Genomic DNA, 10,410 nt, shown 5'->3' on the forward strand with positions numbered 1-10,410 from the left:
ACTTGAACGGCTTAATTGGTAATCAGCGAAGACCTGCATGAGTATCATTACTCACTACAGAAGTGACATGCTCCCGATCGCCACTTTGACGCACAAGTCGATCGTTTGAGTTGTGTCAGCTTTGGGAGTGAGGCGGTTGAGAAAGGAAAGAAAGCCGATATTTTCGCCGATTTTATTCGCCATAGCCGTTGCACCTAACGCACTGTCGGCGCTGTCTGCTAACTGGTAAAGCCTGAGTACGCCTTGATATGGCTCGTTGGGGTTGGCGTAAAGCTCGATCGCGCGATCGCGAATTTTCCCAACTAACTTGCGCTTTGTTTCCCCTGTCAGCGCTTGAATAGTATTATCAAAACCCACTAGATTATTCCACTCCCCCGGAACCACAAAATCGAGAGATTTGAGCATCATCACAGTGACCCCACCAGAGGGCAAATTGTCAACCAATTCCACAATAGATTTGCTCATCACAAACTCCTGAATAGCCCGATTAAAAGTGTTCTTCCAAATACTCCAACTTCCGCAAATTCGATTCCCGATTCCCGGCGAATTCCCCAGAACTAACTAGCTAAGCGCAAATAAATATTAGACCACCAGAGCCAGTTTTGCCCTACTCTTATCTTTTCTCTCCTTTCTAACTCTGCGTTCTCTGCGCCCTCTGCGGTTGATAAAAAATCTTTTTCACCAAACATTTGCATTTCACTCGCCCGCACCAAGTTAAGTTTCATTATATTGACCAACTCAAAATCGCCCAAACGTGTTAAAATAGAGGGCGCAAAATAGAAAAAACTAAAAGATGACTGTTGCAGCTAACAAAACTCCCGGAGTAGCCTCGCGTTTAGTAAATGGCGTCCTTTCCATCAAACCTTTAGCTAATCTAGCCAAGCACCAAGCGCGGGAAATGATGATAAAAAGAGCAGAAAAAATCGGAGTGCATTGGCGACAAGAAGCCCAAGCACTTTTAGCTCGAAATTGGGAGGCAGAATTGCTCAGCGTCCAAAATCCCGATCTTGTTTACCCGAAATATTATCTAACTTCATTTCACGCTTACGAACAAGGTAATATGAGCTGGGAAGCTGCGACAGAAGTTGAAGTTGCCGCCCGTACTGTTCACGCGGGAATTTGGCCGGAAGCGGGTGCAGAAGGCGATGCAAAACTCCGCGCCAGCTATCACGAAGTCATCAAATCTCAGATTGCTTCTTCACCGCAGGATATTGTTGATTTGGGATGCAGTGTGGGAATGAGTACCTTTGCACTTGGGGATGTTTACCCGGAAGCGAAGATGACTGGGGTGGAGTTGTCGCCTTATTTCTTAGCAGTTGCTAAATACCGTTCCCAACAGCGAGAATCTGAATCTTTAAATCAAAAATCTCCGACTTGGGTTCACGCTGCTGCTGAATCTACTGGTTTGCCTGCGGCTGCTTTTGATTTAGTTTCTATTTGTTTAGTTTGTCACGAATTGCCGCAGAAAGCTACTAGAGAAGTGTTCCGGGAAGCGAGGCGTTTGCTACGTGTTGGCGGACATTTGACTATTATGGATATGAATCCTCAGTCGGAAGTTTATGCCAAAATGCCTCCTTATATTTTGACTTTGCTCAAGAGTACGGAGCCTTATTTGGATCAGTATTTTGGCTTGGATATCGAGCAAGCTTTGGTAGATTCTGGTTTTGCACAGCCGACAATCACTTGCAATACAGTCCGACACCGGACTATTGTTGCTGAGGCAATAAATAGTTAGGTTTGATGTTTCAAAAAATGTGTGCGGTCGATGATGCTTGAAAAGTATATTAGACCGCAACTGCGGTGCAATGAAAAACAGTTAGATTATTCCAATCGCCCGGAAATACAAAATTATATATAAATTGGTTATGAAGAATTGAGCAACTTCTGTCAGGCTTCTTTGATGTTAAGGCGATAGCTTATATATACGCCGAGGAGGAAACTTCATTGACTACAGCAACTGTTGCTACCTATCACGCTAGATTCCGCAAGGTGCTTGAGTACATCGATGGTCATCTGGACGATGACCTTACTGTCGATCGGCTCTGCAACGTTGCTGCATTCTCGAAGTATCATTTTCACAGGCAGTTCTCTGAGCTTTTCGGGGTTAGCGTATACAAATACGTCCAGCTCAATCGCTTGAAGCGCGCTTCTTATCAACTCGCATTTCGTGATCGCAATCAGATCATTGATATCGCGCTGGCAAATAGTTATGAAAGCCCTGAATCTTTCGCGCGCGCATTCAAAAAGAGCATAGGGCAGACCCCTTCCGAGTTCAGAAAGCAACCGCAGTGGGATACTTGGCACTCGATTTACCAACCATTAAGTGACTTAAGAATCAACCACATGAAACCAGAAAATCAGCCTGCACAAGTCAAGCTAATCACATTTAAAGACACCAAAGTTGCCGTGCTTGAACACCGTGGCGACCCCAATCTGATAGGGGAGTCAATACGCAAGTTTATCGAATGGCGCAAGCAGAACAGTCTATCGCCCAAAGTGAGCGCTACTTTCAACATTCTCTACGAAAATCCAGCCGAAACCTCACCTGATGATTATCGCTTGGACATCTGCGCGTCAACTCAACGCGATCTGACTGAAAACTCATTTGGGGTTGTTGAAAAAACAATTCCCGGCGGTAGATGCGCTGTATTACGACACATCGGTTCCGACGACAATATCGGTGAGAGCGTAAGGTATTTGTATTCGGAATGGCTCCCGCTAAGCAAAGAAGAACCGCGAGACTTTCCACTGTATTTCCAGAGAGTCAGCTTTTTCCCTGATGTACCAGAACATGAGGCGGTTACAGACGTGTTTCTTCCACTTAAGTAAAATCGCAGAAACGTCACATTTTATCTCTTAGTCTTGCGTTGCGCGGACTTCGTTTGTATAGTTGGGGATGAAAATCGAATGATGAGCGCCAGCACATTCGATTTTTACCCCCAAAGCGGTTTCAACCGCCGGAGTTTTTAAATCTGAGATTAACATATCGCGCTATGCTACCGTAGATACTTTTTCGTACTCTTCACTGTGTTTTTGCACTGCATCCCAAATATCAACTTTTTGCTGAAGATTAAGCCACAGTTGAGGGCCATTCCCCAACGCTTTCCCAATCCGAATTGCCATATCTACTGTAATTGGTCTTTGACCTAAAACAATTTCGTTGACACTGCGGCGGGATACACCAAGTATCTCAGCAAACCTGGTTTGAGTCATTTCAATATCTTCAAGCACATCTGAAATGACCTCGCCCGGATGTACTGGTCTTACTTTCCTCCCTTGAATAATGTTTTGTATGTCTTTCATGCAACTTTCCTTTCGGTTTAAGTGAAATTTTTAGATTTTGTTTTATGGGCTAGTGATAATCTTCGAGATCTATATCGTATGCGTTGTTATCCTGAAATGTAAAAGTTATACGCCAGTTACCTGATACCTTTATTGACCAAGTTCCCTGTCTATCACCTTTAAGCTCGTGTAAATCATAGCCTGGTATTCTAATATCATCTATAATTATTGCTGTATCTATTACTTCAAGTCTTGCTCTTGTCCTTTTTTCAAGTTCTTTAGGAATTCCTTTTGCATTACCTTCCCTCAATAATCTTTCTAATGCTTTATTTTTAAAAGTTTGTATCATGTGAAATAATCCTTCAATCAAGCCTGAATATCCAGTTCATAGCACTTATATATATTAATTAAAAGTTTTTGTAATTTTTGAGATTACTTTACTAATGTAACCTATGAGGTTACAGGTGTCAAGCCTAAAATGATTGCAAAAGCAAAAATCGCTCCAATCTACTAACAGGACTGGATCTGGGAGAACAAAAAAGCGATCGTAGCGGCTGAGCTAAGCGGATGGTGTTGGCGGTCAATGACGCTCCAAAACTGGATTCGATCGCAACTGCGGTACAATTAAGCGTTAGACAGCAGTCTGAGCTAGAAGATTTTGATAGCACCCTAAAAGAAGGACCTCTTCATGAACCCGACAGCCCCCTCTCAAAACGTCATCGATTGTTTGCAGGTTATCTTGGATTCCACTGCATCGAAGAATTACGAGCTTTTTACTACAGTCGGTGATGCAGGCTACAAAGCGAGCATTACACAAAAAATGTTTGACGATGTTAGCGAGCAGCTTGCTTCCCGCCTGCAAAAGGGATACTCAATTAATTATTTTGGTGAAATAAAACAAGGTAATTCTCCGATTTATTTGTGGAAGCTGAGTTTTGAAGATGGTGGAGATGAATTTGTGGCACACATGACTATGAATGGAGACAAAGTTGCTGGGATTTTCATCGAATAACATATCTTGCTTGACACGGTGTTTCACTCTCATCTAACGCCGATCGCCCACAACCGTTAATCGGAATCGATCGGGCGGAACAAAGGTGATTCCCCGGCGCGCCGGACGAATTGGCCGATCGAGATTTGATACAAACTCACGGGAAGACAGCACTGTTGCTAAAACCAGCTTCATTTCAAACATCGATAACGCCATCCCGATGCAGCTTCGACTCCCGCCTCCAAACGGTAAAAATTCAGAGGCGGAAAACTTGCGATCTAAAAAGCGATCGGGATTGAACCCGGCGGGATTTTCGTAGGTTTCAGGGCGACGGTGCGCCAAATAGACACAGGGGATTAAAATCGTTCCCGGTGGATATGTATAGCCTTCGAGTTTGATCGTCCGTTTCACCTTGCGCGGCTGCGAAATTAAGGCAATTGGATAAACGCGCAGCGCTTCCTTGCAGACTGCTGTTAAGTAGGGCGACTGCGAAAGCGCGATCGGATCGGGATTCTCGCCCAATTCATCCAATTCCTTCCGCAATCTAGCGAGACATTCGGGAAACTGATGCAGCCAGTAAAACGCCCAAGTCAACGCCGATCCAGTCGTTTCATGTCCCAATAACAACAGCGTCATCAACTGATCGCGCAATTCTCGATCGCCGATGGATTCGCCCGTGTCATCGCGGGCCATCATCAACACCGACAGAATATCCGTGCGAGACGAATCGAGAGAATGCGATCGCCTCTCGGCAATTTCCGCATAAATCAGCGAGTCAATCTGCGCCATCTGCTGCAAAAACTGCCCCCACGGGCTCCAAGGTCCCAAATTTTGCTGCAAGGGTTCAAAGAAAAATTGTATCGAATACAGCTCAGAGGTAATCGCCTCTAAAAGCTTGCTGAGCAATTGTTTCAGGCGTTCGTAGCGCTCTCCCGGCACTAATCCAAACACGACTTGCAAGATTACTTGCAGCGAAATTTCTGACATTTCTTCGCGGACTGCGATCGCATCTGGGGCTTTCCAGTCGATCGTCTGCTTTTTCGTCAAATCAACAATCAAATGCCCTTGACTGTGCAACTGTTCCCGATGCAGCGCGGGCATTAATAGCTGTCGCTGTCGCAGATGTCGCGGCCCTTCATTCATAATTAGGGATTCATTTCCCACCAGCGGGCGAAATACGTTGGTCACTTTGCCAAACTCAAAGGCATCGGCTAAGGTCGTAAACACCGCCTGAATCGCTTCTGGACTGCCCAGAAACACCACGGGGGGCGAAGAGGGCCCCAACACGCGGGCGGTAAATGTATCGCCGTATTTGGCCGAGTAGCGATCGAAAAATGCGATCGGGTCAGCTACCAGCGAAAGTGTTTGGAACAAAGCAGGAGAACGAGATCCGGTAGGCAGCGTCATTGAAAAACTGGCGATACACAATAATATTTCTAGTGTATATTGATCGACCTTGCACCCTGAAATTTATCTGCGAGCGATCGACATTCGGTAGAAACCGGGTTCCTGAGCCTAAGTCACACCAGAACTATGAATAGACAAAACACCAGTTGCTAGAAATGTTTGCACCCCTATCTCGAAAGTGGCCAGAGCAATGCTTAGCTCAAGGACTTGATGTTTGTAAACTAGCCTTGACTGAACAGAGATAATTTCAGTTAAGCTAAAGTTACTCGCTGCCGCTCAATTTAGCCATTGGGCGCTCCTATCTACATTGGCTAAATCTCTTTTGTCCATCTTTTTATGATAAAAAAAATAATATCATGAGCAGTTCTCAGCAAAGCCTGATTAGTCATATCTCTTGGGGACGTATTAAGGTAATCACTGACGGCCAAACTTGTCAATTCAAAGATTGTAAAGTATGGCCTGGAGGTTCTAAGGAATGGGATTGGAGACTCACAGGTACTCGTCACCAACCAGGTATTCAACCTGCTGATATCGAAGAAATTTTAGAGCAAGGTATAGAATTTATGGTTTTGACACGTGGTATGGAACTCATGCTACATACCTGTGCCGAAACTGAAGAACTGCTGCATCAAAGAGGTATTGAGTATTATATTGGGCCTACCAAATTGGCTGTAGACCTTTTCAACAATTTAATGCAACAAGGTAAGAAGGTCGGGGGAATATTTCACTCAACCTGCTAACGCGGTACCGATGCAGCAAGGAAATTATATAAAACCTTCGCTGAAAATAATCGGCAAGAACGATGAAATGGATGCTAGCGATCGTTTGGTTTGGCATTCTGCTCAGGAAAATTAAATGACTTTGGGATACAATTGTTGTAAAAGCTGGTAGCCAGTTGGCTAAATTTGTTATGACATTAACATCCCGTGTTGTTCATAGCGACCCCGATATTCTGGGGGGAACCCCTGTTTTTGTTGGGACTCGTGTACCAATGAGAACCCTACTTGACTATCTTGAGGCTGGTGATTCATTAGAGGTATTTCTAGACCATTTCCCTAGTGTCAGTCGGGAACAGACAATTGCAGCTCTTGAATTAGCCAAGGAAATGCTGACAGCCTATGCGAATCCTGCTTGATGAATGTGCCCCACGACCTTTAAAGCGTGAACTTGCTGATTACGAGATACGCACAGTTGTTGAGATGGGATGGTCAGGAAAGAACAACGGTGAATTGCTGCTGCTTATGAGTCAAGAGGGCTTCACGATTCTGCTCACCACAGATCAAAATTTGCGCTATCAGCAAAACTTGCAGCAAGCTGGAGTTGCAGTCGTTGTTCTTGTAGCATCGAGCAACAGGCTTCCTGATTTACTTCCTCTGGTACCAGATGCTCGTAAGGTGTTGAATACCATTACTCCGGGGGAAGTGATTGAAGTCGGAGGTTCTTAAAAGTTCTCTAGGCGACGCAGCAAAACAACGCCCATGCACCCGATCGCACAGAGGTTATGTGTTGGGAACGGAGGTAGTCTGCGGCGGGTAATTGACACCGTTAGATCGCTCTATTCCTGCGAGGGTGGGTCCGCAGATTGTACGGCTAGCTTCCCAACCTAACATCACTGTTTTACGCTCTACTCCCCAGCCATAGCCACCGAGTTCTCCAGATTCTCGAATGACTCGGTGACACGGAATTAGATAGCCGATAGGATTGTTACCGATCGCATTTCCTACAGCTCTAGCAGCAGTTGGGCGAGCTACCAGTTGAGCTATAGTCTGATAGGTGGCGATCGCACCAAATGGCAATTTCAAAAGTGCTCGCCAAACTTGAATCTGAAAGTTAGTGCCTTTTACCAAAAGCGTTAGTGGTTTTTGCTGGCTGAGAGTTTCTGAATTGAAAATCAGGTCACGCAATGATTGAGTGGCTTGCTCATCGCGAATGATTTCAGCGTTTTTCCAAGCCAATCGCAGTCTTTGTGCGGCGGTTTTTTCGTCTGTTGTCTCCAAGAAATAAAGGTTACAAATACCGCGGGCAGTTGTCGCGATTAGAGATGTGCCAAAGGGGGTATCATGAATGCCATAGCGAATTTGTAAACCTGCTCCGCCTGCTTTGAACTCCCCTGGTGACATTGCTTCCAAGTTCACAAATAAATCGTGTAATCGTCCGGGACTCGATAGTCTCACGTCCAATGTTAGGTCTAGAAGGCTTTTAGTCTCAGTGATTTTTGACTTGGCATATTCAACTGTCAGATATTGCAAAAACCGCTTGGGGCTAATGCCGGCCCATTGAGTAAATAGCCGTTGAAAATGATATTCACTAAGTCCTATGTGCTGGGCCACAGTTGCCAGATTGGGCTGGTTTAGGTGGTGTTGTCGCATAAAGGCGATCGCCCGAGCAATCCGGTGATAATCTTCGCTAGCATAGACACTCGCATTCTGCATCGAAATCATCTAGTCTAAGTCAAGGGAATTTTGATGTTTCCTCACTTTAGCCCTAGACTCGGCTCAAAGCCACCCGTTTCTTGCGGTGAATGCAGCCAGTCGATTTTAGATTTTAGATTTTAGATAGAATAAAGCGACCTCACTGCTAAACCCGGGGGCTGGCGATGAGGATTCAAAGCTTTTTTCTCACTCCACGGATTCCTCGGACGATTTGTAACCAAATTTCTTGATTGTCAGTCAATTAACCGAACTTTCGCTCTTACCCTCCGCGCAACTGCGTCACCAAGTGAACTAATTCAGGTAAAATTAGCTTTTCCACAGCTAGTTTGACGCCATTGCTAGAGCCGGGAAGAGAAAAGACTAACTTGCCTTGATACACGCCTGCAACTGCGCGAGAGGCGATCGCCCTCGAACCAATTTCTTGATAGCTCAAAAACCTAAATATCTCCCCAAATCCTGGTAAAATCCTGTCGAGCAAACTCTCCATCACATCATAAGTCGTATCTCGGGGAGCGATGCCCGTGCCGCCGTTAAAAATGATTGCATCCACATCTTCACGCTGGGAAAAAGCCTGCATTTGCAATACAATTTTGGCCGCATCATCTTTAACAACAGTGTAAGCTACCACCGAGTGACCCGCATCTTTTAGGAGCTTCTTAGTTAACAAGCCACTATTGTCTGTTTCCGCCGATCGCGTGTCGCTAACAGTAATGATAGCGCAATTTACGGTTATTTTAGATAAGTCGGGGTGAGGAATTTGCGTCATAGTTTCTTGTTCTAAGTAATCGGCAATCGGCAACGGGCGATCGGCTAACTACCAATTACCAATTACCAATTACCAACTACCCATTATGCCTTGCTAAATCCTAAGCCGTTTGCTTCCGAGTAGCGTTCCATAAAACGCATAAATCGATCCCATTCTTCAGGACTTCTCATTAGATAAAGAGCTTCCAAACCAGCAGGCTGACCGTTGATAAACTTAGCCTTAACCTCGCGAGTGAGCAGTTCGCCTTCTTCGTCGATCATGTACATTCCAGTAATGTCTTCGGTACTGGTGCTGCTGAGAGCTTTGGGATTTTCAAAGATAAACGTGGCAGTGCCTTGAGCTCCCGTTTTAGAACGGGTTAGGCGCACTTCGGGCACAGCATCTTCGTCTATACCCCGAGAGAATTGAATTTTAGCCATAATCTGACAGTGGAACCTTAAGGATTGCTTAATTTCTTAATGTTTAATCATAAAACGATTCGGGTACTAGCAAATCAAGACTTGGGAGAGTGGAAGCGGGTGAGAGTGCGTGAGAGTGAGGCAATCGGAGACAAGGGCGAGGGGATATGGGTTGGTTCTTCTGAGATATTGCACCATTCTCAATAATCCTTTCAGGGCGGGCTCTCCGGACCACTCCACAAGATAATCTAACCTGAGTTCGGGTTAAGCATAAGGGAGAAAAAAAGCATCGATATTGAGAGAAGGCTTCTTAGGCTGAAGGCAATAGAGCGCACTTTCGCCTAGCTGGGTCGCAACCGGCCTCTGAGCAAAGATTATGAGGCGCTGCGGCCTAGCCCAGAAGCCTTCGTATATGTGTCCACGATCCGCCTCATGCTCAAGCGGCTCACCAAGCCAAAGCTGGCGAAACGCCAATTTCACGCCCTATGAAACACGCGCTTATAGGGGTCACCCCAGAAAACTCAGAAAAAAAGTGAATTATAGGTATTGAACTATTATGTAGTGTACTATATAATAGTTGTTGACTGGATTTTTAAATGGATAACAACTCGAACATCAACCAACGGCGACAGGTGGGGAGGCAGCTTTCGTTTGCCCTCTATAGTGCCTCGAACCGTGTTATTCGGCTTCATCGGCCCTTTCTTGAGCCTTTGGGCCTGACCTATCCTCAGTTTCTGGTCATGCTGGCTCTCTACGAGGGCACCCCGCGCACTGTTGGGGAAGTAGGGCAAGAACTCGGTATGGATAACGGAACCTTGACGCCGCTCTTAAAGCGCCTTGAGAGCGCGGGGTTGGTGACGCGCACCCGTGACCAGCAGGACGAACGCCGCGTTCTTATCGATCTGACAGAAGCGGGCGAGGCACTCCGCGAGGCAGCGTGCTCGATCCCTGAAAAGATCGAGACGGCCTGCCGTCTCTCCGATGAAGATCTTGCCGAGCTTCGCGACACCTTGAACGGGCTGGCAATACCCCGTCAAACAACTCCGTAAAAGGATTATTTAAGTAGTTAAGCAAAATTAATTACATAATTATCTCCAAATTCTTTAAGAATTCTTTCGACAGATGAAACAAGAG

General features: G+C 45.6%; 15 protein-coding genes. 8 read left to right on the top strand and 7 right to left on the bottom strand.

Annotated elements, in window-relative coordinates; genetic code table 11:
• Positions 1 to 54: 54 nt before the first annotated feature.
• The gene (locus QUA04_RS27175; RefSeq protein ID WP_333263179.1) at positions 55 to 465 is read right to left on the bottom strand and encodes a hypothetical protein; all 411 of its coding nucleotides are present in this window, start codon (positions 463 to 465) and stop codon (positions 55 to 57) included.
• A 328-nt stretch (positions 466 to 793) separates the two neighbouring features.
• Here QUA04_RS27175 and QUA04_RS27180 point away from each other — a divergent pair, with 328 nt between their 5' ends.
• Together QUA04_RS27180 and QUA04_RS27185 are read left to right on the top strand one after the other, a co-directional pair.
• Positions 794 to 1,735 (top strand): class I SAM-dependent methyltransferase, encoded by a 942-nt coding sequence (locus QUA04_RS27180; protein ID WP_333263182.1) that lies wholly within the window; start codon positions 794 to 796, stop codon positions 1,733 to 1,735.
• Positions 1,736 to 1,944: 209 nt separating this feature from the next.
• A complete protein-coding gene (locus QUA04_RS27185; protein WP_333263184.1) occupies positions 1,945 to 2,829 on the top strand; it encodes an AraC family transcriptional regulator in 885 nt (294 codons plus the stop codon).
• Positions 2,830 to 2,991: 162 nt separating this feature from the next.
• On the opposite strand, the gene QUA04_RS27190 is transcribed toward QUA04_RS27185, so the two are convergent.
• Both QUA04_RS27190 and QUA04_RS27195 read right to left on the bottom strand, forming a co-directional pair.
• A complete protein-coding gene (locus tag QUA04_RS27190; protein ID WP_333026536.1) occupies positions 2,992 to 3,303 on the bottom strand; it encodes a HigA family addiction module antitoxin in 312 nt (103 codons plus the stop codon).
• Between the two features lie 49 nt (positions 3,304 to 3,352).
• Positions 3,353 to 3,631 carry a type II toxin-antitoxin system RelE/ParE family toxin gene (locus QUA04_RS27195; protein WP_190743610.1) on the bottom strand — a complete coding sequence of 93 codons (279 nt, stop codon included), beginning with the start codon at positions 3,629 to 3,631 and terminating at the stop codon, positions 3,353 to 3,355.
• A gap of 339 nt (positions 3,632 to 3,970) precedes the next feature.
• On the opposite strand from QUA04_RS27195, the gene QUA04_RS27200 reads away from it, so the two are divergent.
• Positions 3,971 to 4,294 (top strand): hypothetical protein, encoded by a 324-nt coding sequence (locus QUA04_RS27200; protein ID WP_333263189.1) that lies wholly within the window; start codon positions 3,971 to 3,973, stop codon positions 4,292 to 4,294.
• Between the two features lie 33 nt (positions 4,295 to 4,327).
• Here the strand turns inward: QUA04_RS27200 and QUA04_RS27205 are convergent, their stop codons facing one another.
• Positions 4,328 to 5,680 (bottom strand): cytochrome P450, encoded by a 1,353-nt coding sequence (locus tag QUA04_RS27205; RefSeq protein ID WP_333263192.1) that lies wholly within the window; start codon positions 5,678 to 5,680, stop codon positions 4,328 to 4,330.
• Between the two features lie 356 nt (positions 5,681 to 6,036).
• On the opposite strand from QUA04_RS27205, the gene QUA04_RS27210 reads away from it, so the two are divergent.
• From QUA04_RS27210 to QUA04_RS27220, 3 genes are all read left to right on the top strand, one after another.
• On the top strand, positions 6,037 to 6,420 hold the full coding sequence (locus QUA04_RS27210) for an Mth938-like domain-containing protein (protein WP_333263195.1): 384 nt from the start codon (positions 6,037 to 6,039) through the stop codon (positions 6,418 to 6,420).
• 170 nt (positions 6,421 to 6,590) lie between these two features.
• Positions 6,591 to 6,815: a DUF433 domain-containing protein gene (locus tag QUA04_RS27215; protein ID WP_190662860.1), complete on the top strand. Its 225-nt coding sequence runs from the start codon at positions 6,591 to 6,593 to the stop codon at positions 6,813 to 6,815.
• Positions 6,799 to 7,125, top strand: coding sequence for a hypothetical protein (locus tag QUA04_RS27220; RefSeq protein ID WP_333263198.1), 327 nt, complete (start codon positions 6,799 to 6,801; stop codon positions 7,123 to 7,125). Before QUA04_RS27215 ends, QUA04_RS27220 begins: the two co-directional genes overlap by 17 nt.
• A 54-nt stretch (positions 7,126 to 7,179) precedes the next feature.
• On the opposite strand, the gene QUA04_RS27225 is transcribed toward QUA04_RS27220, so the two are convergent.
• The 3 genes from QUA04_RS27225 to psb28 form a co-directional block, all read right to left on the bottom strand.
• Complete coding sequence (locus tag QUA04_RS27225; protein WP_333263200.1) at positions 7,180 to 8,112, bottom strand: methylated-DNA--[protein]-cysteine S-methyltransferase; 933 nt, start codon at positions 8,110 to 8,112, stop codon at positions 7,180 to 7,182.
• Between the two features lie 259 nt (positions 8,113 to 8,371).
• The gene (locus QUA04_RS27230) at positions 8,372 to 8,878 is read right to left on the bottom strand and encodes a MogA/MoaB family molybdenum cofactor biosynthesis protein (protein WP_006632696.1); all 507 of its coding nucleotides are present in this window, start codon (positions 8,876 to 8,878) and stop codon (positions 8,372 to 8,374) included.
• Between the two features lie 83 nt (positions 8,879 to 8,961).
• On the bottom strand, positions 8,962 to 9,297 hold the full coding sequence (gene psb28, locus QUA04_RS27235; RefSeq protein ID WP_242716700.1) for a photosystem II reaction center protein Psb28: 336 nt from the start codon (positions 9,295 to 9,297) through the stop codon (positions 8,962 to 8,964).
• Positions 9,298 to 9,336: 39 nt separating this feature from the next.
• On the opposite strand from psb28, the gene QUA04_RS27240 reads away from it, so the two are divergent.
• The gene (locus tag QUA04_RS27240) at positions 9,337 to 9,483 is read left to right on the top strand and encodes a hypothetical protein (protein WP_333263205.1); all 147 of its coding nucleotides are present in this window, start codon (positions 9,337 to 9,339) and stop codon (positions 9,481 to 9,483) included.
• Positions 9,484 to 9,872: 389 nt separating this feature from the next.
• Positions 9,873 to 10,325, top strand: a complete 453-nt coding sequence (locus tag QUA04_RS27245) for a MarR family transcriptional regulator (RefSeq protein ID WP_333263208.1) — start codon at positions 9,873 to 9,875, stop codon at positions 10,323 to 10,325.
• Positions 10,326 to 10,410 lie beyond the last annotated feature (85 nt).

This window comes from Microcoleus sp. S13_C5 (assembly GCF_036700845.1).
GTDB lineage: Bacteria > Cyanobacteriota > Cyanobacteriia > Cyanobacteriales > Microcoleaceae > Microcoleus.

Excerpts from the sequence above, each read along its gene's own strand:
- QUA04_RS27180 (WP_333263182.1), top strand. The coding sequence starts at position 794 with ATGACTGTTGCAGCTAACAAAACTCCCGGAGTAGCCTCGCGTTTAGTA.
- QUA04_RS27210 (WP_333263195.1), top strand. The coding sequence starts at position 6,037 with ATGAGCAGTTCTCAGCAAAGCCTGATTAGTCATATCTCTTGGGGACGT.
- QUA04_RS27205 (WP_333263192.1), bottom strand. The coding sequence starts at position 5,680 with ATGACGCTGCCTACCGGATCTCGTTCTCCTGCTTTGTTCCAAACACTT.
- QUA04_RS27215 (WP_190662860.1), top strand. The coding sequence starts at position 6,591 with ATGACATTAACATCCCGTGTTGTTCATAGCGACCCCGATATTCTGGGG.
- QUA04_RS27240 (WP_333263205.1), top strand. The coding sequence starts at position 9,337 with ATGTTTAATCATAAAACGATTCGGGTACTAGCAAATCAAGACTTGGGA.
- psb28 (WP_242716700.1), bottom strand. The coding sequence starts at position 9,297 with ATGGCTAAAATTCAATTCTCTCGGGGTATAGACGAAGATGCTGTGCCC.
- QUA04_RS27230 (WP_006632696.1), bottom strand. The coding sequence starts at position 8,878 with ATGACGCAAATTCCTCACCCCGACTTATCTAAAATAACCGTAAATTGC.
- QUA04_RS27225 (WP_333263200.1), bottom strand. The coding sequence starts at position 8,112 with ATGCAGAATGCGAGTGTCTATGCTAGCGAAGATTATCACCGGATTGCT.
- QUA04_RS27175 (WP_333263179.1), bottom strand. The coding sequence starts at position 465 with ATGAGCAAATCTATTGTGGAATTGGTTGACAATTTGCCCTCTGGTGGG.
- QUA04_RS27220 (WP_333263198.1), top strand. The coding sequence starts at position 6,799 with ATGCGAATCCTGCTTGATGAATGTGCCCCACGACCTTTAAAGCGTGAA.
- QUA04_RS27200 (WP_333263189.1), top strand. The coding sequence starts at position 3,971 with ATGAACCCGACAGCCCCCTCTCAAAACGTCATCGATTGTTTGCAGGTT.
- QUA04_RS27245 (WP_333263208.1), top strand. The coding sequence starts at position 9,873 with ATGGATAACAACTCGAACATCAACCAACGGCGACAGGTGGGGAGGCAG.
- QUA04_RS27190 (WP_333026536.1), bottom strand. The coding sequence starts at position 3,303 with ATGAAAGACATACAAAACATTATTCAAGGGAGGAAAGTAAGACCAGTA.
- QUA04_RS27195 (WP_190743610.1), bottom strand. The coding sequence starts at position 3,631 with ATGATACAAACTTTTAAAAATAAAGCATTAGAAAGATTATTGAGGGAA.